General features: G+C 61.2%; 19 protein-coding genes and 1 pseudogene. 14 read left to right on the forward strand and 6 right to left on the reverse strand.

The annotated features are described in order from the left end of the window. Positions 1–182, reverse strand: a pseudogene (locus BFP90_RS27860) (multidrug transporter subunit MdtA); the annotation flags it as partial. Between the two features lie 232 nt (positions 183–414). Then, the gene (gene tpx / locus BFP90_RS26110; RefSeq protein WP_065898343.1) at positions 415–915 is read right to left on the reverse strand and encodes a thiol peroxidase; all 501 of its coding nucleotides are present in this window, start codon (positions 913–915) and stop codon (positions 415–417) included. Positions 916–1,074: 159 nt separating this feature from the next. Between tpx and BFP90_RS26115 the strand changes: the two genes are divergently transcribed. From BFP90_RS26115 to BFP90_RS26125, 3 genes are all read left to right on the forward strand, one after another. After that, complete coding sequence (locus BFP90_RS26115) at positions 1,075–2,364, forward strand: glycosyltransferase (protein WP_065893187.1); 1,290 nt, start codon at positions 1,075–1,077, stop codon at positions 2,362–2,364. A 71-nt stretch (positions 2,365–2,435) separates the two neighbouring features. Next, on the forward strand, positions 2,436–3,341 hold the full coding sequence (locus tag BFP90_RS26120) for an AraC family transcriptional regulator (RefSeq protein WP_065898345.1): 906 nt from the start codon (positions 2,436–2,438) through the stop codon (positions 3,339–3,341). A 111-nt stretch (positions 3,342–3,452) separates the two neighbouring features. Continuing rightward, on the forward strand, positions 3,453–7,229 hold the full coding sequence (locus tag BFP90_RS26125; protein ID WP_065898346.1) for a hypothetical protein: 3,777 nt from the start codon (positions 3,453–3,455) through the stop codon (positions 7,227–7,229). A gap of 84 nt (positions 7,230–7,313) precedes the next feature. On the opposite strand, the gene BFP90_RS29740 is transcribed toward BFP90_RS26125, so the two are convergent. Then, on the reverse strand, positions 7,314–7,589 hold the full coding sequence (locus BFP90_RS29740) for a chitin binding peritrophin-A domain-containing protein (RefSeq protein WP_083203338.1): 276 nt from the start codon (positions 7,587–7,589) through the stop codon (positions 7,314–7,316). A gap of 304 nt (positions 7,590–7,893) precedes the next feature. Between BFP90_RS29740 and BFP90_RS26130 the strand changes: the two genes are divergently transcribed. The 8 genes from BFP90_RS26130 (at position 7,894) to BFP90_RS26165 (ending at position 18,955) form a co-directional block, all read left to right on the forward strand. Further along, a complete protein-coding gene (locus tag BFP90_RS26130) occupies positions 7,894–9,165 on the forward strand; it encodes an ABC transporter substrate-binding protein (RefSeq protein ID WP_370671709.1) in 1,272 nt (423 codons plus the stop codon). A 135-nt stretch (positions 9,166–9,300) separates the two neighbouring features. Further along, positions 9,301–10,191: a carbohydrate ABC transporter permease gene (locus BFP90_RS26135; RefSeq protein ID WP_065898350.1), complete on the forward strand. Its 891-nt coding sequence runs from the start codon at positions 9,301–9,303 to the stop codon at positions 10,189–10,191. Between the two features lie 10 nt (positions 10,192–10,201). Next, positions 10,202–11,032, forward strand: coding sequence for a carbohydrate ABC transporter permease (locus BFP90_RS26140; protein WP_065887345.1), 831 nt, complete (start codon positions 10,202–10,204; stop codon positions 11,030–11,032). Between the two features lie 23 nt (positions 11,033–11,055). Then, entirely contained in the window at positions 11,056–12,159 is a 1,104-nt protein-coding gene (locus BFP90_RS26145; protein ID WP_065898352.1) for an ABC transporter ATP-binding protein, read from the forward strand. Between the two features lie 18 nt (positions 12,160–12,177). Beyond that, positions 12,178–13,659 carry a mannitol dehydrogenase family protein gene (locus BFP90_RS26150; protein ID WP_065898354.1) on the forward strand — a complete coding sequence of 494 codons (1,482 nt, stop codon included), beginning with the start codon at positions 12,178–12,180 and terminating at the stop codon, positions 13,657–13,659. Positions 13,660–13,797: 138 nt separating this feature from the next. After that, a complete protein-coding gene (xylB, locus tag BFP90_RS26155) occupies positions 13,798–15,279 on the forward strand; it encodes a xylulokinase (RefSeq protein ID WP_065898355.1) in 1,482 nt (493 codons plus the stop codon). 12 nt (positions 15,280–15,291) lie between these two features. Next, a complete protein-coding gene (locus tag BFP90_RS26160; RefSeq protein ID WP_065898357.1) occupies positions 15,292–16,230 on the forward strand; it encodes a carbohydrate kinase family protein in 939 nt (312 codons plus the stop codon). 118 nt (positions 16,231–16,348) lie between these two features. After that, on the forward strand, positions 16,349–18,955 hold the full coding sequence (locus BFP90_RS26165; protein WP_065898359.1) for an autotransporter family protein: 2,607 nt from the start codon (positions 16,349–16,351) through the stop codon (positions 18,953–18,955). Between the two features lie 57 nt (positions 18,956–19,012). On the opposite strand, the gene BFP90_RS26170 is transcribed toward BFP90_RS26165, so the two are convergent. Continuing rightward, a complete protein-coding gene (locus BFP90_RS26170; RefSeq protein ID WP_065887355.1) occupies positions 19,013–19,279 on the reverse strand; it encodes a DUF1652 domain-containing protein in 267 nt (88 codons plus the stop codon). A gap of 369 nt (positions 19,280–19,648) precedes the next feature. Between BFP90_RS26170 and BFP90_RS26175 the strand changes: the two genes are divergently transcribed. After that, entirely contained in the window at positions 19,649–19,852 is a 204-nt protein-coding gene (locus BFP90_RS26175) for a ParD-like family protein (RefSeq protein ID WP_065887356.1), read from the forward strand. After that, positions 19,849–20,604, forward strand: a complete 756-nt coding sequence (gene map, locus BFP90_RS26180; RefSeq protein WP_065898361.1) for a type I methionyl aminopeptidase — start codon at positions 19,849–19,851, stop codon at positions 20,602–20,604. Before BFP90_RS26175 ends, map begins: the two co-directional genes overlap by 4 nt. Positions 20,605–20,716: 112 nt before the next feature. On the opposite strand, the gene sfnG is transcribed toward map, so the two are convergent. After that, positions 20,717–21,802, reverse strand: a complete 1,086-nt coding sequence (gene sfnG / locus BFP90_RS26185) for a dimethylsulfone monooxygenase SfnG (protein WP_065893171.1) — start codon at positions 21,800–21,802, stop codon at positions 20,717–20,719. A 265-nt stretch (positions 21,803–22,067) separates the two neighbouring features. On the opposite strand from sfnG, the gene BFP90_RS26190 reads away from it, so the two are divergent. Then, complete coding sequence (locus BFP90_RS26190; RefSeq protein WP_065898362.1) at positions 22,068–23,306, forward strand: acyl-CoA dehydrogenase family protein; 1,239 nt, start codon at positions 22,068–22,070, stop codon at positions 23,304–23,306. A 555-nt stretch (positions 23,307–23,861) separates the two neighbouring features. On the opposite strand, the gene BFP90_RS26195 is transcribed toward BFP90_RS26190, so the two are convergent. Next, positions 23,862–24,647, reverse strand: a complete 786-nt coding sequence (locus tag BFP90_RS26195) for a sulfite exporter TauE/SafE family protein (protein ID WP_065898364.1) — start codon at positions 24,645–24,647, stop codon at positions 23,862–23,864. Positions 24,648–24,772 lie beyond the last annotated feature (125 nt).

Genomic DNA, 24,772 nt, shown 5'->3' on the forward strand with positions numbered 1-24,772 from the left:
GAGCCGCCGAACCCTGGGCGCGCCATGCCGGTCTTGCCGGTGTGCCCGGCCGGGGCGTCTTTATGGGTCGCGCCGCCGGGCCAGAATTTCCAGCACAGGCCGGCGATAACCAGCAGCACAAGCAGGCCGAACAGCCAGCGACGGGGGTTGCGGGGGGAGGATTGCATGGAGTGATCAACCATTGGGCGCGAGAGCTTCTTCTTTGGGAGGCTGAAAGATAAGCACTGGAGCGCATTTAGAAAAGCGCCTTTACCGGCTATTTACCTTGGGCTTACAACTTTTAAAATTCGGGTCCTGGTCTGCGGGCTGTTTCGCTAAGCTGCTGACACCCAAATAAAAACGGCCTGGACTAGGCCAGGCCGCAAGCTTGCATCATACGTGTGACTGCCTTACGACAGTCATGCGCAGAAACAGTTACTTCAAAACAGCCAGGGCTGCTTCGTAGTTTGGCTCCTGGCCGATTTCGGCAACCAGTTCGCTGTGCAGCACGTTGTCGTTCTCATCCAGCACCACAACGGCGCGAGCAGTGAGGCTGCGCAGCGGGCCTTCAACGATATCCACGCCATAATCCTGAGAGAATGCAGCGCTGCGGAAGTCCGACAGGCTCTTGACGTTGTCCAGGCCTTCGGAGCCGCAGAAACGCGCCTGGGCGAATGGCAGGTCCGAGGAAATGCACAACACCACGGTATTGTTCAGGTCGTTGGCCTGGGCATTGAACTTGCGAACCGAGGTGGCGCAGGTCGGGGTGTCGACGCTTGGGAAGATGTTCAACACTTTGCGCTTGCCGGCGAAGCTCGCCAGGGTCGCGTCCGACAGGTCGCCGGCGGTCAGGGTGAACTCGGGCGCCTGGGTGCCGACTTGTGGCAATTCGCCTTCAACCTGGACCGGGTTGCCTTTAAGGGTGACTTGAGCCATGAACGGAATCCTTATGCTGGGTTTTGGTTAAACGAATTCGAGAGGCCGAAGTTAACCACAAAGTGCCGACGCTACCTACCGCCAGACACAAATTGTCATGCCGCCGGGTTGTGGTTTAATTGCGCGCTTTTCGCCTGTCCCTCAAGGAAACCGCTGTTGATGAATCAGCCTGCCACCAAAGTCCTGGTCATTGGTTACGTCTGGCCGGAGCCGCGCTCCTCGGCTGCGGGCGGGCATATGATGCAAATCCTTGAGAGTTTTCTTACACAGGGTTGGGACATTACCTTCAGCAGCCCGGCGACCATCGGCGAACACAAGGCCGACTTGCCCGCACTCGGCATCGCTGAATGCGCCATTGAACTGAATAACAGCAGCTTCGATGATTTTGTCCGCGAACTGGCCCCGGATATCGTGCTGTTCGACCGTTTCATGATGGAAGAGCAATTCGGCTGGCGCGTCGAAAAGTGCTGCCCCGACGCCCTGCGCGTGCTGGAGACCTCTGACCTGCAAAGCCTGCGCGACGCCCGCCACCAGCGTTTCAAGGAGCACGTAAAGGCCAACCCCGACAGCGACGACCTCAGCGCCCTGTTCGCGCCGGCGCTGGAGAACGAGTTCCAACGCATGGCCGATACCGACCTGGCCAAACGCGAAATTGCTGCCATTTACCGCTGCGACATCAGCCTGATGATCTCCGACGTGGAAATCCGTCTGCTCACCGAACAGTTCAAGGTGCCGGCCGCCCTGCTCCACTGGTGCCCGCTGATGCTGCAACCGCCCAGCGCCGCGTTTGCGCCGTTTGAAGAGCGTGCGCACTTTCTCAGCATCGGCAACTTCCGCCATGCGCCCAACTGGGACGCGGTGCTATGGATGAAGAACAGCCTGTGGCCGCTGATCCGCCAGCAATTGCCGGGCGCGCAGTTGCATATCTACGGCGCGTACACACCGCCCAAGGCAACCGCCCTGCACAACCCGGCCCAGGGTTTTCATGTGATGAACTGGGCCGAAGACGCGCTGCAGGTGATGAGCGCCGCGCGTATTTGCCTGGCACCGCTGCGCTTTGGCGCGGGCATCAAGGGCAAGTTGATCGATGCGATGCTGTGCGGCACGCCCAATGTCACCACCCCTATCGGCGCCGAGGCCATGGGCGATGATCAGCCCTGGCCGGGCGCCATCGAACACAGCGCCTCGGCCCTGGCTGCCGCCGCCGTGAGCCTCTATCAGGACCGCGAACGCTGGACCCAGGCCCAGGAAAACGGTCGTCAACTGCTTGCCCGGCGCTACGACCAATCGGTCCACGGGCCTGCGCTGGTGGCCTGCCTGGAACACTGCCGCCGCCACCTCGCCGCCCATCGCCGGGACAACTTCACCGGCAGCATGCTGCGCCATCATGCGCATAAAAGTACCCAGTACATGTCCCAGTGGATCGAGGCAAAAAACCGCACCCTGTAAGGCTACCGCTGGCGAGGTCGCGCGCGACGGGGCATTATCCTACGCAGCAACCACAATAAAGCGACGGCAACATGACCCGAGCAACGCGCATCACCGACCCTTCCTACGAGCTGATGGACGACCACAACGGTCTGTCCATCATCTATCGCCAGCACGGCTTCCCCTGCCCGCTGGTGCGCTGGCACTTCCACAAGGAATACGAACTGCACCTGATCGTCGCCAGCTCGGGGAAGGTGTTTATCGGTGACTACATCGGCAACTTCTACCCGGAAAGCCTGTTTCTCACCGGCCCCAACCTGCCCCACAACTGGATCAGCCAGGTGGAGGAAGACGAGGTAGTGCCCAAGCGCGACATGCTGGTGAACTTCACCGATGAGCTGTTCGAACACGGCAGCCACATCTTCGCCGAACTCAAGAGCCTGGCGCCGTTGCTCGAGCGCGCCCATTACGGCATCGAATTCCGCTGCAAAAAGACTATCGCCCAGGCCATGACCCTGATGCAGCAGATCGAGGACGCCCACGGCATGGCGCGCCTGGGGCACTTTTTTATCCTGCTGGAAGTGTTGAGCGCCTGTGAGGACTACCAACTGCTGTCCGGCGTGACCACCCCACAGCAAGCCGACGAACACAGCATCGACCGCACCAACCGCGCGGTGGACTACATCTTTGCCCACTACGCCCGGGAGTTGCCGCTGGAAGAAGTGGCGGAGTACCTGGGGATGAAGCCGACGTATTTTTCCCGGGTGTTCAAACAGGCCACCGGGCGCACGTTCATTGAGTTCGTCAACCGACTGCGCATCAGCAAGTCCTGCGAGTTGCTGGCCGATGGCGACAAGGCCGTGACGGATGTGTGCTTTGAGTCGGGCTTCAATAACATTTCCAACTTCAATCGGCGCTTTCAGCAGCTCAAGGGCATGACGCCTTCGCATTATCGGCGCCTGGCGGTGCAACGGTTGACCGAGCAAAATCAGGCCTGAGCGCTGATTCAACCACTCGTCGCTTCTGTCAACTTTGACAGCTATCCGCTCTGCTGCCAGGGGTGTGTGATTTCCTTGCCCGGTTTCATCACTGTACAAGGAGCGCTCACTATGAAAGAAATAACGTCCTCCAACCTGCCCATTCCCCTGTATCAATCCCCGCCCCACGAGCCCGCATCGCCCTCCGCCGTCGACCTTGACCCGCCTTATGTCAACGGCGCGCTGCAGCCGAATCTGGATGCTGACGTGGGGTTGGGCATTCGACAAATCGATCCGTGGCTGATCGTGACGTTTGAAAGATGGTTTAACTTCAATGTCGGTGACACCTATAAATTTTTCGCCGGCAGCACCAGCTACGCCTTGGCTGCAGGCGAGGTCTACCCGGAAGATGTGTACAAGGACCGTGTGCAGTTGGTCATTCCCGCATCGCTGGTGCCCGAAGGCACGATTTATCCCTGCTTCGGTGAAGTGACCAGAGTGGCCAGCGCCACGCCCAGCACATCCCTACCTCAGACGTGGTTCACCAAAACCACGCGGCCAGGGGGACGCAGCATCTACCCATGGTTCCACTCGAACCTGGTGATACACCTGCCTGATGATCTCAAGGACACGACGTTGGACCCCGTGCGTGCCCAGGCGGGTGTGGACCTGACCTGTGACTTTTATCCGTTCTGCACGGTAGGCGACACCATTGAAGTGTGGTGGAACGGTATCGCTGTTTTTCAAAAAATCGATCAGCAACACGTTGATGGTCTTAAGCCCATCATCGTGCATGTCCCTGAAGAAACCATTATTTCAGGGGGCAGCGGCGCAGTTTCCATTCTCTTCCGGGTGTTTGACCGCGTACTCAACTATTCCGGGGAAGACCCACAGTGGTCGAAGGTGATCAAGCTGGAGGCCGACCTTGAACCCGGCATGCTTGATCCGCCGCACTTCGTGGTGGGCGGTAAGTCAGTCGACGAGCTGAATTTCGACACCCAGGGAGACGAGGTGTTTAGCGCGGAAATGGTCGTTCCGCGTACGCTGCCCGCGCTCTTCCCTGGTGGTCCGTCCACACCTACCCCAGCAGGCGCGTTGATCCACGTCAAACTGACCCAGTTCTACCCCGATGGCTCATCCAACGTCGTGACGCTGCCGGCATTTGCTGCGCGTATCGGCCTCTCGTCCTCCATCGTATTGGACAACAAGTACCTCGAAGACGTGATCGATGGACAATTGCGCATCGAATATACCCTGACGACGGCCAGTGGCGCCTTCCTGCGCGCTTCTCGACGCTTGGGTATTCGCGTGTTCGGCACGAAAAAAATGATGCCCCCAATGCGAATCGAGCAAGACGAGGGCGGCCTGATTGACCCGGAACACCCTTTCATCAAAGCCATTTTCCCGGTCTACAGCCCTTACGCAGCCAACAACAGTGTGACCTTTCGCATGGAAGCACCGCGACCTGGTGGTGGACTGATTGACTACGAAGAAACCGTGAACGCAGGTGCACCACCGCCACCTGACCGCTTTCGCATCGTACTGCAGGAGGATTTTGCGCCCTTCATTGGCGTGGGACCGGTCAAGGTCTACTACCTCGTCAACGACCACACGATGCGTACCCTCGGCCCAGGCGTACAAACGGTGCGCAAGTCCGAAGTATTGGAAGTCATATTCGGATCGGTCGTCGCTGAGTTGCCTGCGCCGCTATTGCAGTATGTCGACGTGTTCGACAACCTGGACCCTGCCAGCGTGATCGGAGGTCAGCTCAAGCTGACGCTGCCCTACATACGCACGGTCCCTGGGGACAAGTTCCTCTGGACATGGCTGGGCGCCAACGCCAGCGGAACCACTGGAGGGGAAGTCGAGCTCTTTTCCGATACGGCCGGCAAACCGGTGGTGGTCCTGGTGGACGAAGCGTTCGTCATTGCCAATGACAATAACGAGATCCGCCTGAGCTACACCTTGGTACCCAAGGACGGCAGCCGACGCCGTTATTCGGAGCGCCGGACCATTACTGTGGGCCAGGCGCTGACCCTCCTGCGTCCCGAGGTCTCGCAGGCCACGCGCTATCCCGACCAGTTGGCGGCAGTGGCCGCGTTAAACGGCGCGACTGTTGTCGTCGAGTACCCGCAGATGCTGCCTTCCCACCAGGTTCGCTGTTGCTGGACCGGCATTGCGGGCATCGGTACTTATTGCGAGACCCAATACGGCAGCTCTTCGAAAGTCCTGCACTTTCATATCGACCCGGAGGTGGTGGGCGCCAATATCCAGGCCCAGGGACACTTCATTGAGGTGCAGTACTTCGTCATGCGAGGCGAGCATGAGACCCCTTCGCCAGTACTGGCCCTGGAATTGTTGCCACCGCCACTGACAGAACCCTACATAGAAGGCCATTCTCGTGATGGCGTGCTGAATCTCGCCACATTGAACGGCACTGAACGCGCGATTGAAGACCACTGGCACTTCAGTCATCGGTTCCAGCGCATGTGGTTCGAGATGTCCGGCACCTACGCTGACGGCTATCCCTTCTACCACAGCTTTTACACCGCTGACCTGGTGACACAGGACGGCGAATTGAACGGTATTCGTCCACCGGCGCCGGTCGCTGAATTGCGCAAGCTCAAGGACGGCTCCCCACTGAGCATGCGCTTCGGGGTAACGTTCGACCGCAGCGCCGAACTGTCTAATGCGGTGTGGTTCAAGGAGCGGCGCTATACCATTCAGGCCTTGCCCACGCAGTTCCCGGTGCCGAGCCTGATCGAGGCAACCGGCTCCGGCACACGGGTCACCCTGGCCCCCTTGAATGCGCAGTACGGGGCGCATGTGCAGGTGTCCTACGGCCCGATGTATAGCAGCGACATCCTCTTCGTGGAAGTCCTGGGCAGTACCGCTGCCGGCTCAACCGTGATCGGGCCGAAGGACGGCGAAACCGATGGCACCGTCATCGTCGACGTGTCCGCATCAGTGATCGCCGCGAATATCGGCAACACGTCCACGCAGTTCACGATCAGGTATACGGTGACACGAGGCGGGGAAACCCGGCCTTCGGTACCGCTCACGGTCAGTCTTGAAAGCCTGCCGCTGGCCGAACTGAAAAAAACCGTGATTCGTATCGACCAAGCCTCCGCCAACGGCGTGATCGATGTGGATGCCCTGCCCGGCAACGCCACTGCCAGGGTGACGACCTTTGCATTTATGCGCCCGGGTCTGCCCGTATGGCTGTATTTGTACGGTGTCAGAGCCGACGGTACGCCGCATAACCTGACCCTGATGAATGGTTCCGACAGGGCCGAGGTCGACGCGGCCTGGATCAGCCAGGGTTATCACCTGGAAACCGTATTGAGCAATTACCTGCGAGACCTTGGCAATCGCAGCCAACTGACCCTGCAATTCAAAGCGGCGCTCAATGGTGTAAGGGATGAATTGCAGGCGATTGAATTTCCACCCACCCGTTACACGCTGCAAAGCGTGATGATCAAGGAGTGCACGACGTTCAATGACAATTACATGAACTACTGGCTCAGTGAATGGCCGGATGCGGGCATTCGCCGCGAATCGAATGGCAACTATTTCTGGCAGTCAACACCGGGTACCGGCAGTGGCGTCAGTCTGTACAAAGTGCTTACGCCTGCCGCCGCGGGCTACTACCGCGTCAGCTTCCGCTACAGGATCAACAAGTTTGCCGCGATTGGGGCGCCGACCTTTGTCGAGATTCACCTGGGCACCTTGAAGTGGACGCAAAACGTGCCGCAGATCAATACTTGGCTCAGCGTCAATGTGGCACTCGGTTATTTGCCCGGTAAACCGTTCGAGGCCTCGGTTTCGGTCAGAAACCCAACCACCGGTGGGGTGTATGACATCGATGATATCTGTATCACACAGATGCCGTATCCGACCGTGATGTAGATGTAAAAAAGGGATCGGTACCTGGGTACCGATCCCTTTTCAATGCCTTGGTGTGGCGTGAAAGTGTCAGGACAGGCAGTCCCGTCAGGGTCTCACACAGGCTTGCTTGGACTCATCGAACTCCAACCCGGTCGGGCAGTTATAGGGATATTGAATCCACCGTTGAATGCTGGTGTTATAGACACACCGATGGAATCCACCTACCACATTGGTGCTTTTAAAATAGCCCGCTTTGGTACATGGCGGGTCTCGTGAATCCAACGCCGATCCGGTGCTGCACGCACTGAGAAAACCCGCAATCATCAGGCCTAATAGCGCTTTATTGGTTTTGAGGTTTACACGGAAAAGGTTCATGAACATCTCCAGGTGGGTGTATGCCTGGCCATTAACTCCCCGTTGTTTTTCTGCGTCTACTGTCAGAATTAACAGGTGACCGCGTCATGACGCTGCGCTACCGCTGTACCCGTGCAGTGCAAAAAAGTATCAGTCCCAGTGCTCCCAAGGATTTGTCATCGCGGCGTTTGCGGGCTGTAATCAACGCACACTCTTCCTGACTCCCTGTGGGAAGACACAACAACAATAACCGTCCTTCTGTAGCCCTCTGGGCGCGGAAATGGAGTGCGCGATGAAGTTCACAGCAAAAGCTCTCATAGCCTTTTCTTGCATGACCCTCAGCGCCGTCAGCCTTGGCGCGCAAACCCTGACCATTGCCACCGTCAACAACAGCGACATGATCCGCATGCAGAAGCTCTCGAAAACCTTCGAGGCCGAGCATCCGCAGATCAAGCTGAACTGGGTGGTGCTTGAAGAAAACGTGCTACGCCAACGCCTGACCACCGACATCGCCACCCAGGGCGGGCAGTTCGATGTGTTGACCATCGGCATGTACGAAGCCGCACTGTGGGGCGCCAAGGGTTGGTTGGAACCCATGAAGGACCTGCCGGCGTCCTACGACCTTGACGACGTATTCCCTTCAGTACGTGACGGCCTGTCCGTCAAGGGCTCGCTGTACGCCCTGCCGTTCTACGCTGAAAGCTCCATCACCTATTACCGCACCGACCTGTTCAAGGACGCCGGGCTGAGCATGCCCGAGCACCCGACCTGGACCCAGATCGGCGAATTCGCGGCCAAACTCACCGACAAATCCAAAGAGCAATACGGCCTGTGCCTGCGCGGCAAAGCCGGTTGGGGCGAGAACATGGCGCTGATCACCACCCTGGCCAACGGCTTCGGCGCGCGCTGGTTCGATGAGAAATGGCAGCCCGAATTCAACGGCCCCGAGTGGAAGGACGCGCTGAATTTCTACGTCGACAACATGAAGAAATCCGGCCCGCCGGGTGCCTCCAGTAACGGCTTCAACGAGAACCTGGCGCTGTTCAACAGCGGCAAGTGCGCGATCTGGGTGGACGCCAGCGTGGCCGGCTCGTTTGTCACCGACAAAACCCAGAGCAAGGTGGCCGAGCACGTCGGCTTTACCTTCGCCCCGCACGAGAAGACCGACAAGGGCACTTCGTGGCTGTACTCCTGGAGCCTGGCGATCCCCACCAGTTCCAAGGCCAAGGACGCCGCCAAGGTGTTCACCAGCTGGGCCACCTCCAAGGAATATGGCGCATTGGTCGCCAAGACCGACGGCGTCGCCAACGTCCCGCCAGGCACGCGCAAGTCTACCTACAGCGACGAGTACATGAAGGCCGCACCGTTCGCCAAGGTGACCCTGGAATCGCTGAAAGTGGCGGACCCGACCAAGCCCACCGAGAAGCCGGTGCCGTATATCGGTATCCAGTTGGTGACCATTCCCGAGTTCCAGGCGATTGGTACGCAGGTCGGCAAGTTCTTCTCGGGTGCGTTGACCGGTCAGCAGACCGTGGATGCCGCGTTGACCGCCGCGCAGACCACCACCGAGCGTGAAATGAAGCGGGCCGGTTACCCCAAATAACCCCCATAACCTGTAGGAGCGAGCTTGCTCGCGAAGGTATTCCAAGCGCATCGCGGTGTCGGATGTACCTTTTTCGCGAGCAAGCTCGCCCCTACAGGGCTTTTGCGCACCTGTCTCTATCTGGTTCTGATCACCATGAATACAACGCCCAAAAACCGCCTGGCCAACCCCGGCTGGTTCCTCGTCAGCCCCTCGGTGGCCCTGTTGCTGCTGTGGATGATCGTGCCGCTGGGCATGACCCTGTACTTTTCGCTGATCCGCTACAACCTGCTCTACCCCGGCGAAAACCAGTTCGTGGGGCTGGAAAACTTCACCTACTTCGTCACCGACTCGGGCTTTCTGCCCGGCGCCACCAATACCCTGTTGCTGGTGGGCAGTGTGTTGCTGATCAGCGTGGTGTTCGGCGTATTGATCAGTGCGCTGCTGGAGGCCAGTGAATTCCTCGGGCGTGGCATCATGCGGGTGATGCTGATTTCGCCGTTCTTCATCATGCCCACCGTCGGTGCGTTGATCTGGAAGAACCTGATTTTCCACCCGGTGTCGGGGATTCTCGCCGCCGTGTGGAAGTTCTTCGGCGCCGAGCCGGTGGACTGGCTGGCGCACTACCCACTGCTGTCGATCATCATCATTGTGTCGTGGCAGTGGCTGCCCTTCGCGATCCTGTTGCTGATGACCGCCATGCAGTCTCTGGACCAGGAACAGAAGGAAGCCGCACGCCTGGACGGTGCCGGCGCCATCGCGATCTTCTGGCACCTGACCCTGCCCCACCTGGCCCGTCCGATTGCCGTGGTGGTGATGATCGAAACCATTTTCCTGCTCTCGGTGTTCGCCGAAATCTTCACCACCACCAACGGTGGCCCCGGCTACGCCTCGACCAACCTCGCCTACCTGATCTACAACCAGGCGCTGGTGCAGTTCGACGTGGGCATGGCCTCGGCCGGCGGCTTGATTGCCGTGGTCATCGCCAATATCGCGGCGATCATCCTGGTGCGGATGATCGGCAAAAACCTGACTGACAAGCCTTGAGGGCCGCGCCATGACGCTTCAACAATCCCGCCGCCTGCAAAGCCTGTTGCTCGGCACCCTGGCCTGGGCCATCGCGATCCTGATTTTCTTCCCGATCTTCTGGATGGTGCTGACCAGCTTCAAGACCGAAATCGACGCGTTCGCCACCCCGCCGCAGTTCATCTTCACGCCGACGCTGGAGAACTACCTGCACATCAACGAGCGCAGCAACTATTTTGCCTACGCGTGGAATTCGGTGCTGATTTCCTTCAGCGCCACCGCCTTGTGCCTGCTGATCTCGGTGCCGGCCGCCTACTCCATGGCGTTCTATGAAACCCAGCGCACCAAGGGCACGCTGCTGTGGATGCTGTCCACCAAGATGCTGCCACCGGTGGGCGTGCTGATGCCGATCTACCTGCTGGCCAAGAGCTTTGGCCTGCTCGACACGCGCATTGCGCTGATCATCATCTACACCCTGATCAACCTGCCGATCGTGGTGTGGATGGTGTACACCTACTTCAAGGACATCCCCAAGGACATCCTCGAAGCCGCCCGCCTGGACGGCGCCACCCTGTGGCAGGAAATGGTCCGCGTGCTGCTGCCGATCGCCAAGGGCGGCCTGGCGTCGACCGTGTTGCTGTCGCTGATCCTGTGCTGGAACGAGGCCTTCTGGTCGCTGAACCTGACGTCCTCCAGCGCCGCGCCGCTGACTGCGCTGATCGCCTCCTACTCCAGTCCCGAAGGCTTGTTCTGGGCCAAATTGTCCGCCGTGTCGACCCTGGCCTGCGCGCCCATCCTGATCTTTGGCTGGATCAGCCAGAAGCAGTTGGTACGCGGTTTGTCCTTTGGCGCCGTCAAATAATAATTCCAAGCGGAGGGCCCATCATGGCCAACCTGAAAATCAAGAATCTGCAAAAAGGCTTCGAAGGTTTTTCCATCATCAAGGGCATCGACCTGGAAGTGAACGACAAGGAATTCGTGGTGTTCGTCGGCCCGTCGGGCTGCGGCAAATCCACGTTGCTGCGGCTGATCGCCGGCCTGGAAGAAGTGACCGAGGGCAGCATCGAACTGGATGGCCGCGACATCACCGAAGTGACCCCGGCCAAGCGCGACCTGGCGATGGTGTTCCAGACCTACGCGCTGTACCCGCACATGAGTGTGCGCAAGAACATGTCGTTCGCCCTGGACCTGGCCGGCGTCGACAAGAAAATCGTCGAGAGCAAAGTCAATGAAGCGGCGCGCATCCTGGAGCTGGGCCCGCTGCTGGAGCGCAAGCCCAAGCAGCTCTCCGGCGGCCAGCGCCAGCGCGTGGCGATTGGCCGGGCGATTGTGCGCAACCCGAAGATTTTCCTGTTCGACGAACCGCTGTCCAACCTCGACGCCGCCCTGCGCGTGCAGATGCGCCTGGAACTGGCGCGCCTGCATAAAGAGCTGCAGGCGACCATGATCTACGTGACCCACGACCAGGTCGAAGCCATGACCCTGGCCGACAAAGTCGTGGTGCTCAACAGCGGCCGCATCGAACAGGTCGGCTCGCCGCTGGAGCTGTACCACCAGCCGGCCAATCTGTTCGTGGCGGGTTTTCTCGGCACGCCGAAGATGGGTTTCCTCAAGGGCAAGGTCACCCGTGTCGAAGGCCAGGGCTGTGACGTGCAGCTCGACGCCGGCACCCTGATCAGCCTGCCGCTCAGCGGCGCCAGCTTGAGCGTGGGCAGCGCGGTGACCCTGGGCATTCGCCCCGAGCATCTGGAAATCGCCGCGCCGGGCCAGACCACCCTGACCGTCACCGCCGACGTCGGCGAGCGCCTGGGCAGCGACACCTTCTGCCACGTCATCACCGCCAACGGCGAGCCGCTGACCATGCGCATCCGTGGCGACATGGCCAGCCAGTACGGCGAGACGCTGCACCTGCACCTGGACCCGGCGCACTGCCATCTGTTCGACACCGATGGCGTGGCCGTCACCCGCCCCCTGCGCGCCGCCGCCTGATTTCGCGAGTATTACGCCATGAAGCTGAACAAACACACCCTCACCCAGTTGGCACCCGAAGTACAACGGCCCACCTATGCCATCGCCAGCACATTGCAAGGCATCGCGCATATCGGCGTCGGCGGTTTCCATCGGGCGCACCAGGCGTTTTACACCGATGCTCTGATGAACACCGGTGAAGGCCTGGACTGGAGCATCTGCGGCGTGGGCCTGCGGGCCGAAGACCGCAAGGCCCGCGACGACCTCGCCGGCCAGGATTATCTGTTCACCCTGTATGAACTGGGCGACACCGACGACACCGAAGTGCGCGTGATCGGCGCGATCAGCGACATGCTGCTGGCCGAAGACGGCGCCCAGGCGCTGATCGATAAACTGGCCGAGCCGGCCATCCGTATCGTGTCGCTGACCATCACCGAAGGCGGCTACTGCATCGACGACAGCAACGGCGAGTTCATGGCCCACCTGCCGCAGATCCAGCATGACCTGGCGCACCCGAACGCACCGAAGACCGTGTTCGGTTTTCTCTGCGCCGCCCTGACCCGGCGCCGCGCCGCCGGCACTCCGGCGTTCACGGTGATGTCCTGCGATAACCTGCCGCACAACGGCGCTGTGACGCGCAAGGCGCTGCTGGCGTTCGCCGCGCTGCACAATGCCGAGCTGCATGACTGGATCCAGGCCAATGTGAGCTTCCCGAATGCCATGGTCGACCGCATCACGCCGATGACCAGCACCGCCCACCGCCTGCAATTGCATGATGAGCACGGCGTTGACGATGCGTGGCCGGTGGTGTGCGAACCCTTTGTGCAATGGGTGCTGGAAGATAAATTCGTCAACGGGCGCCCGGCCTGGGAAAAGGTCGGCGTGCAGTTCACCGATGACGTAACGCCTTACGAGGAAATGAAGATCGGCCTGCTCAACGGCAGCCACCTGGCCCTGACGTACCTGGGGTTTCTCAAGGGCTACCGGTTCGTTCACGAAACCATGAACGACCCGCTGTTTGTCGCCTACATGCGCGCCTACATGGACCTGGACGTCACGCCGAACCTGGCGCCGGTGCCGGGCATCAACCTGACCGAGTACAAACAGACCCTGGTCGAGCGGTTTTCCAACCAGGCGATTGCCGACCAGTTGGAGCGCGTGTGTTCGGATGGCTCCTCGAAGTTTCCAAAGTTCACGGTGCCAACGATCAATCGCCTGATTGCGGGCGACCGTGAGACAGAACGGGCTGCGCTGGTGGTCGCTGCGTGGGCGTTGTATCTCAAGGGTGTCGATGAGAATGGCGTGAGCTACACCATCCCTGACCCGCGCGCGCAGTTCTGCCAGCAACTGGTCAGCGATGACAGCTTGATCAGCAAGCGCTTGCTGGGGGTTGAAGAGATTTTCGGCAAGGCTATTCCCAACTCGCCCGCGTTTGTGGCAGCGTTCGAGCGGTGTTATGCAAGTTTGCGCGATCACGGCGTCACTGAAACCCTGAAGCGGTTACTGAAGAAACCGGCTTAAAACTGTGGGAGGGGGCTTGCCCCCGATGAGGGTGTGTCAGTTAATAAATCTTTCACTGACCCACTGCTATCGGGGGCAAGCCCCCTCCCACATTGACCGCATTGACAACTCAACAATAAAACTGCTGAGCACTCCATCATGACCCAGCAAAACCTGTTCCTCGGCATCGACTGCGGCACCCAGGGCACCAAGGCCATCGTCCTCGATGCATCCAGCGGCAAGGTACTGGGCCTGGGCGCCGCCGCGCACACCCTGCTCAGCGGCGCCAACGGCCGGCGTGAGCAACACACCCAGGAATGGCTGGACGCCTTCACCGAAGCCACTCACCGCGCCTTGCAACAGGCCGGGGTGGACGGCCAGGACATCCTCGGCATCGGCGTGTCCGGCCAGCAACATGGCCTGGTTCTGCTCGACGCCCAGGGCCGGGTGCTGCGCCCGGCCAAGCTGTGGTGCGACACCGAGACCGCCGCCGAAAACGAGCGCCTGTTGCAGCACCTGGGCGGCGAAAGCGGCTCGCTGGAGCGCCTGGGCGTGGTCATTGCGCCGGGCTACACCGTGTCCAAACTGCTGTGGACCCGCGAACGGCATCCGGACCTGTTTGCGCGCATCGCCCATATCCTGTTGCCCCATGACTACCTCAACTACTGGCTCACCGGCCGCGCCGTCGCCGAATACGGCGATGCTTCAGGCACCGGCTATTTCGACGTGCGCCGCCGTGAATGGGACGTGGCGCTGCTGCAGCACATCGACCCCAGCGGGCGCCTGCAAGCGGCGCTGCCCGAGCTGATCGCCGCCGACCAGGCGGTGGGCACGATCCTGCCGGGCATCGCCGAGCGCCTGGGCATCAACCCCCAGGCGATTGTCGCCAGCGGCGGCGGTGACAACATGATGGGCGCCATCGGCACCGGCAATATCGCACCGGGCGTGATCACCATGAGCCTGGGCTCATCGGGCACCGTCTACGCGTTTGCCGACCAGCCCAACGTCAGTCCCCAGGCGTCGGTCGCCACCTTCTGCTCCTCCAGCGGCGGCTGGTTGCCGTTGATCTGCACCATGAACCTGACCAACGCCACCGGCGTGGTGCGCGAGCTGTTCGAGCTGGACTTGAACACCTTCAACGCCCTGGTCGAACAGGCCCCCATCGGCGCGGACGGGGTGAGCATGCTGCCGTTCCTCAACGGCGAACGGGTGCCCGCCCTGCCCCAGGCCACCGGCAGCCTGCACGGCCTGACCATGACCAACCTGACCCGCGCCAACCTGTGCCGTGCGGTGGTCGAAGGCACCACCTTCGGCTTGCGTTACGGCCTCGACCTGCTGCGCCAGACCGGCCTGCAGAGCCTGGGCATCCGCTTGATCGGCGGCGGGTCGAAAAGCCCGCTGTGGCGGCAGATGGTTGCCGATATCATGAATACCGAAGTGGTGTGTACCGAACAAAGCGAGGCCGCAGCCCTGGGCGCGGCGATCCAGGCGGCGTGGTGCCAGTCCGGCGAATCCCTGGCCAGCCTTTGCGACAAATGCGTGAGCCTTGACCCGGCCAGCCGCACCCTGCCGGTGCCGGCCAATGTCAGGGCCTATCAACAGGCCTACGAGCGCTATCAACAGCTTGTGGCAACCCTTTAAGAGCGAACGACTATGTATCTGGTGTGCGGTGAAGCGCTGTTTGATTTTTTCAGCGAGGAGGATGCCAGCGGGCTTGCGTCCAAGGTCAACTACAAGTCGATTGCCGGCGGGTCGCCGTTCAACGTGGCCGTGGGCTTGCGCCGCCTGGGCATCGAGGCCGGACTGTTCGGCGGAGTGTCCACCGACTTCCTCGGCCGGCGCCTGGTGCAGGTGCTCGAGGATGAAGGCGTGAGCCGGCAATTTCTCGTCGAGTTCGCCGCACCGACCACGCTGGCGATGGTTGCCGTGGGTGCCAATGGCTCGCCGCAATACAGCTTTCGCGGCGAAGGTTGCGCCGACCGGCAACTGCAGGTCGCGCATCTGCCGGTGCTGGGCGATGAGATTCGCGGGTTGCATATCGGCTCGTTCTCGTTGGTGGTGCAACCCATCGGCGACACGCTGCTGGCCCTGGTCCAGCGCGAAAGCGGCAAGCGCCTGATCAGCCTCGACCCCAATGTGCGCCTTAACCCGCAACCGGACATCCAGCTGTGGCGCGACCGTATCGCCGAGCTGGTCAAGCATGCGGACCTGATCAAGGTCAGCGATGAGGACCTGCACCTGCTCTACCCCGAGCAATCGCCCGAAAGCGTGCTGCAAGGCTGGCTGCAACACCGCTGCCAGCTGATATTTCTCACCCGTGGCGGCGACGGCGCCAGTGTGTTCAGCCGCCGGCACGGCACCTGGTCACAACCGGCTATCGACATCGTGATGGCCGACACGGTGGGCGCCGGCGATACCTTCCAGGCGGCGTTGATCGCCTGGTTGACCGAGCAGCAATTGGACTCGGTTGAAGGGCTGCACCAGCTCAGCCGCGAACAGATCGACGCCATGCTCGGCTTTGCCATCCGCGCGGCGGCGCTGACCTGCACCCGCACCGGGCCGGACTTGCCCTACCGTCGCCAATTAGGCTGATAGCCCCACCGGCCGTGCCCTGCGCGGCCTTTACCTTTTATCCAAAAAGCTTGCCATGCAGCGAAGCTGTGCTACACCGAAGAACAGCAGTAACTAAAAACAATACGTAGGACGCGTCATGACCAAGGCATCTGGTTTCCCAACCCGAGCCGTTATTGCTGTCGGCATCCTTTCACTGCAGTACTTCACGCCCCATCCCGCGCATGCCGCGTGCGCTTTCAGCCCCGGTCCCGGTGACGATACGTTCGTCTGCGACAGCGGCACCAGCACCGCCGGGCTCACCGATCTTCAGGGCAACAACCGCCTGACGCTGCCCGCCGGTGGTACGGGAACCATCAACGGCCCTGTCACGTTCGGCGCGGGCGCCGATCGCATCCTGATCGATGCCGGCAGTATCCTGGGTGCCGTGCAACAAGGCGCCAGCATCGATGACTTCGTCATGAACGGCGGGCGGATCGTTTCGCTGGCCCAGGGCGATGGCCTCGATACCTTCTTGATGACCGGCGGCGTCATCGAACGGGAATTCGTCGACGGTGACGTGGCGCGGCAAACCGGCGGCACGATTGGCCGGGTCGACATGAAACTGGACGATAACGTCTACGAGATGACCGGCGGCGAGATCCTCGGCAACCTGGTCACCGGGTTCGGCAAGGACAGGGTCGACATCTCGGGAACAGGCAGCGTCGGCGGCAATATCAGCACCAGCGGCGGCGACGACATCATTACGGTGAGCGGCGGCGTGATCAAAGGTGAAATCCGCGCCAGTTTCGGCAACGACACGTTCACCTGGCGCAAGGGCGGCGCAATCCAGTCTTCAGTCTTGATGGGCGATGGTGACGACACCGCCTTGCTCAGCGCTCTTGATGAAAGCCGGTTGGCCGCCACGCCGTCGATTGACGGCGGCCTGGGCAATGATCAATTGACGTTCGATAACAGCACGTCCAGTACGCCCACCCGCTATGTCGGCTGGGAGACGGTCAACCTCAACAACGCCTCGCGCTTTGCGCTGGCCGGGGACTTTTTCCTCGGTGACAGTGCAAGCAACACCGGTACGTTCAACATCGATGGCAGCAGTACCCTGGCGGTGAGCCAGGGCGCAATCCGCCCCTACACGGCGGGCCAGCTGGCGACGCTGAACAATGCCGGCACGATTGACATGACCACCGACAACAGCGCGAACAGTTCATTGACGGTGCATGGCAACTATGTGGGCAATAACGGCCAGCTGTGGCTGCAAAGCGCCCTCGGTGATGACAACTCCGCGACCGACAAGCTGGTGGTGTCCGATGGAATTATCGGCGGTCACACGCGACTGGGCGTCACCAATCTGGGCGGTGCAGGCGGGCTGACTCAGAACAGTGGCATCGAGGTGGTCCAGGCCCTCAACGGCACGACCAGCAGCGCAGATGCCTTTGCGTTAAAGGGCTCGGTGTCTGCCGGCGCCTATGAATATCGGCTGTTCAAAGGCGGCGTGACCGCCGGCACGGAAAACAACTGGTACCTGCGCTCGTCGGTGGTGGCCGTGCAGCCACACGTCGTGCCGCCGGTACCGCCCACCCCGCCGGTGGTGGTGCCTGTTGCACCGATTACACCGACGCCTCCCGTCGTCGACCCCGATGAACCAGCGGTGGAGCCGCCGACCGCGCAACCGGTCGCGCCGATCGAGCCTGCGGTGGCACCGCCGAGCCAGGTCGCGGCAGCCACTTCACCGCAACCTGCCGCAGGCAGCCCGGCGCTACCGACGGCCGTGGTCGGTGCAGAGCCCATCCCGCTGTATCGCCTGGAGGTGCCGGTGTACTCGGTGGTGGTCCCGGCCGCGCAAGTCATGACCCGGATGGCCCTGGGCACCTTTCATGAGCGCCAGGGCGAGCAAAGCCTGCTCACTGAAACGGGGGCGGTTGCGGCCGGCTGGGCGCGTGCCTATGGCGGTGATTTGAACAAGAGCTGGTCGGGCACCGTGTCGCCAAGCTTCGACGGCAGCGTCAAGGGCTATCAGGTGGGGCATGACCTCTACGCTGGGCAAACCGGCGGCGGGCAATTGCAACGTGTCGGCCTGTTCATCGGGCAGAGTCGCTTGCGCGGCGACGTGAAAGGGTTCGCCGAAGGCTTTCAGGACCGGCGCTCCGGGCGGATCAAACTCGACGGTGATAACTTTGGCGCCTACTGGACGCTGACCGACCCCAAGGGTTGGTACATCGACCTGGTGGCCATGGGCACACGCCTCGACGGCGACAACACGTCCGACCGCGGCGTAAAGGTGAACACCAAGGGCGATGCCCTGGCACTCTCCGCTGAAGCGGGTTATCCCATCAGCGTTTCCGAACATTGGGTGATGGAGCCCCAGCTCCAGATGATCCGCCAGACCATCGACCTGGACAGCCAGCATGACGGTATTTCCAAGGTGTCGTTCGACTCCCAGGCGTACTGGACCGGACGTCTGGGTGCCCGCGTCAAGGGTCGCTATCGGGTGGGCAATATGCCCGTCGAACCTTATGTGCGCGTCAACGCCTGGCGCACGTTCGGCGGCAGCAACACGGTGACTTACGATGATGTGGACCGCATCAAGAGCGATCACAAGTCGTCCACCGCCGATGTCGGCGTAGGGGTCGTCGCCCACTTGTCGCCGGCGGTGAGTGTTTACCTGGCGGCGGACTACACCACTGATATGGACGGTAATGCCCAGAGGGGTGTGGGCGGCAACGCCGGGGTGCGCCTGAGCTGGTGAACGGCAGGAGGCCTGGTCAATACCGGCCTCCACGTCAACGCAGGGCCGGGCGCACGCTTAAAAACCACGCCCTCCTGCTCGCTGCAGGACCGGCGTGTGCGCCTGCTTGAGGTCTTCACGCAGCCCCGCGATGAGGTTGCAAATGGCGCGACTGCTGTCGAGTTTGTCCGCGCTGATGCCTTTGACCTCCAACTCCACGCGATCACGGTCGCGGTCGTCGTACACCTTGATCGTCAGCGACGCATCTTCGGCTTTGGTGCACTCACACCGCTTGGGCAGGAAACTTCCTTCAATAATGCTGCGAAGCTCGAGTTCAGAAAGCATGGCCAACCTCTCCTTGTTTGAGACTGCCAACAGTTTTTATAGGGTCCGGCAGGCACTTGCCCGCCACGTCTGCCGGCCTTGGAAGACGCCTTCAACTGATGAGCCTACTCGGCAAAATCCATTGCGGTTGTAACCTTTCTTCATAAGCTCAGCGCTTGCTTATACGCCGTACATCCGACAGTTCACATCATCGTCGAACCGCGCCGATTAAACGTTTAACCGTCAGTCTCGGATCGGACGCAACAGGCGTGGTCGATTTTTCAGCAACATGTGGCAAACAATCAGCCACTCAACCAGCCTTCGAGCGGAGCTTTCGAAAAGCATACGAAACATATACGCTTCGTATACAAATCCTCCACAGTGAAGCTTATGGGCATCGTCAAGATCACCGACCAACTGCACGAACAACTGCGCCTGGCCAGCGCCGCGATGGACCGCTCCATCAACGCTCAGGCCGAGTTCTGGATCAAGATCGGCCTGCTTGCCGAGCTCAATCCTCAGTTGCCCTACAACGACCTGATCAACAAACTGTTGCTGGACAAACCTGACCTGATCAGGGGGCGCAGCCAATGATCAAGACGCCGCAACAGCTTGCGCTGATGCGCGAGTCCGGGCGCCTGCTGGCCCAGGTGTTCAGCATGCTCGACAGTTTTGTCGTCGCCGGTCGCTCCACCCTGGAGCTGGACAGCGCTGTCGAAACCTTCATCCGCCAGACGTTGCAGGCCCGCCCGGCCAGCCTCGGGCAATATGACTACCCCTTCAGCATCAATACATCGATCAATGAAGTGGTGTGTCACGGCATGCCCAGCGCGAAGCAAATCCTTAAGCATGGCGACATCATCAACATCGACATCACCCTGGAAAAAGGCGGCTTTATCGCCGACTCCAGCAAGATGTACATGATCGGCACGGTGACGCCCAAGGCGCGACGCCTGGTAGAAATGACCTTCGAAGCGATGTGGGCCGGCATCCGCCAGGTCAAGCCCGGCGCGCGCCTGGGTGACATCGGCCATGCGATCCAATGCCATGCGCAGGCCAACGGCTACAGCGTGGTGCGTGAATACTGCGGCCACGGCATTGGCCGGGAAATGCACGAAGAGCCGCAGATCCTGCACTTCGGCCGTCCCGGCACCGGGCTGGAACTGCGCGAAGGCATGGTGTTCACCATCGAGCCGATGCTCAACCAGGGCAGCGCCAAAGTGCGCAGCCTCAAAGATGGCTGGACGGTGGTGACCAAAGACAACAGCCTGTCGGCGCAATGGGAACATACCGTCGCGGTGACGGCGGATGGGTTTGAGGTGTTGACCCTGCAACCGACCGCCTGACCCGATCGTTCCCACGCTCCGCGTGGGAATGCCGCCCTGGACGCTCTTGAAGTCGTGACGCAGAGCGTCACAGGATGCATTCCCACGCAGAGCGTGGGAACGATCAACCGGGTCAGGCCACCTGCTTGACGGAGGCCTCGGCTTCCAGCTCACGCACCAGCGGCAACACGCGTTTGCCGAAATATTCCACTTCTTCCTGGAAGTGCAGGAAGCCGGCCAGCACCAGGTCCACGCCTACCGCCTTGAGCGCGACGATGCGCTCGGCAATCTGCTGCGGGGTGCCGATCAGGTTGGTCTTGAAGCCGTCGTTGTACTGCACCAGGTCTTCAAAACTGGACTTGGCCCAGTTGCCCTCGCCTTCCGGTGACGCCTTGCCGGCCTGCCTGGCGGCATCGCCAAAGGCATTGACCGCTTCCGGGTCGGCCTTGTCGATGATGTCCGCCAGCACGGCCCGCGCTTCTTCTTCAGTGTCGCGAGCGATCACAAAGGCGTTGACGCCGATCTTTACCGAATGATTGTTGGCGGCGGCCTTGGCACGGATATCGTCGACCTGGGCCTTGATGCCTTCGGGGGTGTTGCCGTTGGTGAAGTACCAGTCCGACACCCGCGCCGCCATGTCGCGCGCGGCCCTTGAACTGCCGCCCTGGAACACTTCGGGCTGGCCCAGTGGCTTGGGCCTGAGGGTGTAATTGTTGAAACGGTAAAAGTCACCCTTGAAGGTGAAATCGTCCTGGGTCCACACACCTTTCAAGGCGCGAATGAATTCTTCGGAGCGACGATAGCGCTCATCGTGCTCCAGCCACGGTTCGCCGATGGCCTGGAACTCGCCCTTGAACCAGCCACTGACGATATTCACCGCGATGCGGCCGTTGGTGAGCTGGTCGATGGTCGCCAACTGCTTGGCCGCCAGCGCCGGTTGCCAGGGACCCGGCAGGATCGCCGCAATCACCTTGAGGGTGGTGGTCGCCGCGAGCAACGCGTGGCTGAACGCCACCGACTCGTGCTGGTTCTCCGCGCCGTAGCCGGCGGTGAAACGAATCTGGGTCAGGCCATATTCAAAGCCGGCGGCTTCGGCCAGTTGCGCCAGTTTACGGTTGTAGTCGATGCCCCAGTGGGTGCGCTGCTCGATCTTGCTGACCACCAGCCCACCGCTGACGTTGGGCACCCAATAGGCAAATTTCACGGCGTGTTGACTCATTGGAGGTACCTCGCACAAAGGAATGTAGGAGGACTTGAGCAGCAAGCGTGCCAGCTATGGGTACATGCCCTGCCCTTGCGGGTTGTGGCGCGAAACCTCGGGGTTACGCAAGGCGCCGCGACTGTCATGCAACACTGCATTTTGTGCAAACGCTGTTGCTGGAGCAACAGCGGCTGGCCTCCTCGCGCCGTAAACACGGGCCGCCGCGCCCGGCACGGACTGTGCAAACACCCAGGGACTTGATCACAGCCCAGGAGCCGCACCCATGACCGAGCAACACGTCATCAACCCGCTGTCCATCGGCGTCGACTACCCCGCCCTGGCCGAACGTTTCCGTCCCATCTTCCAGCGCATCGCCGACGGCGCGGTGGAACGCGAACACAGCCGCACCCTGCCCCATGAGCCGATCCGCTGGTTGAAGGAAGCCGGTTTTGGCGCGGTACGCGTGCCGGTGGAATATGGCGGCGGCGGCGCGTCGCTGCCGCAGCTGTTCGAACTGTTGATCGAACTCGCCGCCGCCGACTCCAATGTGCCCCAGGCCCTGCGCGGGCATTTTGCGTTCGCCGAAGACCGCCTGAATGCGCCGCCGGGCGCGGCGCGCGAGGTATGGTTCAAGCGCTTTGTCGACGGCGACATCGTCGGCTGCGCCTGGACCGAAATCGGCAATGTCGCTATCGGCGACGTGGTCACCCAGGTCAGCCCCAACGGCGACGACTGGACACTCAACGGTGAAAAGTTCTACAGCACCGGCAGCCTGTTTTCCGACTGGATCGATGTATACGCCCAGCGCAGCGACACCGGCGCCGACGTCATCGCCGCCACCCGCACGCGCCAGCCCGGGGTGGTGCAAAGCGATGACTGGGACGGCTTCGGCCAACGCACCACCGGCAGCGGCACCACGCGCTTTACCGATGCCGTGGTCGAAGGGCAAAACGTGATCGACTTTTCCACCCGCTTCAAATACCAGACCGCGTTCTATCAACTGGTACTGCTCGCCACCCTGGCCGGCATCGGCCACGCGGCGCTCAACGACGTGGCCCATCAGGTACGCACGCGCAAACGCATCTACAGCCACGGCAACGCCCCGCATGTCAGCCAGGACGCGCAGGTACAACAAGTGGTAGGCGAAGTCGCCGCGCTCGTCTACGCAGCCCGCGCCAGCGCATTGCACGCCGCACTGCCGGCGCAACGGGCCTACCTGGCCCGCTTCGGTGGCGATAACGCAGCAGAGCGCGAAGCCAACGTCGCCGCCGAAATCGAATCCGCGACAGCCCAGGTGGTGGTGTCGGAATTGATCCAGCGAGCCACCAGCCAACTGTTCAACGCCCTGGGAGCCTCCGATGTGCGCCAGGGCAAAGCCCTGGACCGGCACTGGCGCAATGCGCGAACCGTGTCATCGCACAACCCGCTGATCTACAAGGCACGGATTGTCGGCGACTGGGTGATCAATGGCACCGAGCCACCGTTCGTCTGGCAGATCGGCAACGGCCCGGCAAAAGCCTAATGCCCGTAGGAGCGAGCTTGCTCGCGAAAAACTCACAGGCACCGCGTTTATTCAGGAAGCCCGCGTTATCGTTGACGTTTTTCGCGAGCAAGCTCGCTCCTACAGAGGGCGATGCGCAGCCATGGGTATCGACACAACGCTAACCACGATGCGCAGCGAGCCGCCCTTGATCTTGATCTGCTTTTGATCTCAGGCGCCCCGTTAAACCACGCTGGCCGAACGCAGGCTTGAATCCGTGGGTAACCCGGCAGGACGCCGGGTTAGCCGCACTGGGCCAGGGATGGCCCATTGCGGCGGCCCACGGATTCAAGCCTGCGTTCGGGCACACCGAGCCCAGGCGAGGTGCCGAGTGGTGGGGCAAGAGCGTTTTGCTTACTTTTGCGCTTTTCAAAAGTGAGCCGCCGTAAGGGCGGAACCCTAAGCAGCCGTGACCGCAGCAACGGATATGTACTCGGTCCGATCCAACATCCTGGTCGGCCCAGAGGCCGCCATCGGGAGCAAGCCCCCTCCCACATTTGAGGCCGACAAAGCCCCACATTGGAACCGCCGCTTACCCTAGAACGCCAGTTTGTAACCCACCGCCATCAACATCACCGCCAGACAAGGACGCAGCACACCATCCGGAATCCTGCCCGTCATATGACTGCCCAGATAAATCCCCGGCAGCGAGCCCATCAGCAGAAACCCCAACAGATGCCAATCCATATTGCCCATGCTCGCATGGCCCAGCCCCGCCACCAAAGTCAGCGGCACCGCATGGGCGATCTCGGTGCCCACCAGACGGCGCGTAGCGAGAAACGGATACAGAATAAACAGCGCCACGGTCCCCAGCGCGCCGGCGCCGATGGATGTCAGCGCCACCATCGTGCCGAGCACTGCGCCCGTCACCACCGTCAGCGCATTCAGATTGCGCGGGCGCATCGAATAGTCGTCACCGGCATGGCGCTGGGCGAACGCCAGCAAGCGTTGCTTGAACAGAATCGCCAGGGCCGTCAGCAACAACACCACACCCAGCGCCTGCTTGATCACCGCATTCATCGCACTGGGGTCGGTGTGCAGGCTGGCGAGGAACCACAGGGTCAGCAACACTGCCGGCACGCTGCCCAGGGTGAGCCAGCCGGTAATGGTCCAGTCGATGTTCCTGTTCTTGCTGTGCACCAGCACCCCACCGGACTTGGTGATGGCGGCATACAACAGGTCAGTGCCCACGGCGGTGGCCGGATTGATGCCGAACCACAACAGGATCGGCGTCATCAACGAGCCCCCACCGACGCCAGTCATGCCTACGATAAACCCTACGATCAGGCCGGCAACCACGAACCCCACATTACCCACATCCATCACAGCTACCTGCGGCCTTATAAATTTCTGGCGGCAGGATAGCGATTTTTCTTATAACCACTTATATCAATATGATCTGACTTTATGCTTTTTTTAAAAACCCAACTTTTTTTGCACACCGCTGC

The organism is Pseudomonas sp. 24 E 13 (assembly GCF_900004715.1).
In the GTDB taxonomy this organism is placed as follows: domain Bacteria; phylum Pseudomonadota; class Gammaproteobacteria; order Pseudomonadales; family Pseudomonadaceae; genus Aquipseudomonas; species Aquipseudomonas orientalis_A.

What these genes read in the sequence shown, in the direction of transcription:
- BFP90_RS26135 (WP_065898350.1), top strand. Translation starts at nt 9,301, where the DNA reads ATGAATACAACGCCCAAAAACCGCCTGGCCAACCCCGGCTGGTTCCTC.
- BFP90_RS26140 (WP_065887345.1), top strand. Translation starts at nt 10,202, where the DNA reads ATGACGCTTCAACAATCCCGCCGCCTGCAAAGCCTGTTGCTCGGCACC.
- BFP90_RS26115 (WP_065893187.1), top strand. Translation starts at nt 1,075, where the DNA reads ATGAATCAGCCTGCCACCAAAGTCCTGGTCATTGGTTACGTCTGGCCG.
- BFP90_RS26165 (WP_065898359.1), top strand. Translation starts at nt 16,349, where the DNA reads ATGACCAAGGCATCTGGTTTCCCAACCCGAGCCGTTATTGCTGTCGGC.
- BFP90_RS29740 (WP_083203338.1), bottom strand. Translation starts at nt 7,589, where the DNA reads ATGTTCATGAACCTTTTCCGTGTAAACCTCAAAACCAATAAAGCGCTA.
- BFP90_RS26120 (WP_065898345.1), top strand. Translation starts at nt 2,436, where the DNA reads ATGACCCGAGCAACGCGCATCACCGACCCTTCCTACGAGCTGATGGAC.
- BFP90_RS26125 (WP_065898346.1), top strand. Translation starts at nt 3,453, where the DNA reads ATGAAAGAAATAACGTCCTCCAACCTGCCCATTCCCCTGTATCAATCC.
- BFP90_RS26190 (WP_065898362.1), top strand. Translation starts at nt 22,068, where the DNA reads ATGACCGAGCAACACGTCATCAACCCGCTGTCCATCGGCGTCGACTAC.
- BFP90_RS26195 (WP_065898364.1), bottom strand. Translation starts at nt 24,647, where the DNA reads ATGGATGTGGGTAATGTGGGGTTCGTGGTTGCCGGCCTGATCGTAGGG.
- BFP90_RS26150 (WP_065898354.1), top strand. Translation starts at nt 12,178, where the DNA reads ATGAAGCTGAACAAACACACCCTCACCCAGTTGGCACCCGAAGTACAA.
- sfnG (WP_065893171.1), bottom strand. Translation starts at nt 21,802, where the DNA reads ATGAGTCAACACGCCGTGAAATTTGCCTATTGGGTGCCCAACGTCAGC.
- tpx (WP_065898343.1), bottom strand. Translation starts at nt 915, where the DNA reads ATGGCTCAAGTCACCCTTAAAGGCAACCCGGTCCAGGTTGAAGGCGAA.
- BFP90_RS26175 (WP_065887356.1), top strand. Translation starts at nt 19,649, where the DNA reads ATGGGCATCGTCAAGATCACCGACCAACTGCACGAACAACTGCGCCTG.
- BFP90_RS26145 (WP_065898352.1), top strand. Translation starts at nt 11,056, where the DNA reads ATGGCCAACCTGAAAATCAAGAATCTGCAAAAAGGCTTCGAAGGTTTT.
- xylB (WP_065898355.1), top strand. Translation starts at nt 13,798, where the DNA reads ATGACCCAGCAAAACCTGTTCCTCGGCATCGACTGCGGCACCCAGGGC.
- BFP90_RS26170 (WP_065887355.1), bottom strand. Translation starts at nt 19,279, where the DNA reads ATGCTTTCTGAACTCGAGCTTCGCAGCATTATTGAAGGAAGTTTCCTG.
- BFP90_RS26130 (WP_370671709.1), top strand. Translation starts at nt 7,894, where the DNA reads ATGACCCTCAGCGCCGTCAGCCTTGGCGCGCAAACCCTGACCATTGCC.
- map (WP_065898361.1), top strand. Translation starts at nt 19,849, where the DNA reads ATGATCAAGACGCCGCAACAGCTTGCGCTGATGCGCGAGTCCGGGCGC.
- BFP90_RS26160 (WP_065898357.1), top strand. Translation starts at nt 15,292, where the DNA reads ATGTATCTGGTGTGCGGTGAAGCGCTGTTTGATTTTTTCAGCGAGGAG.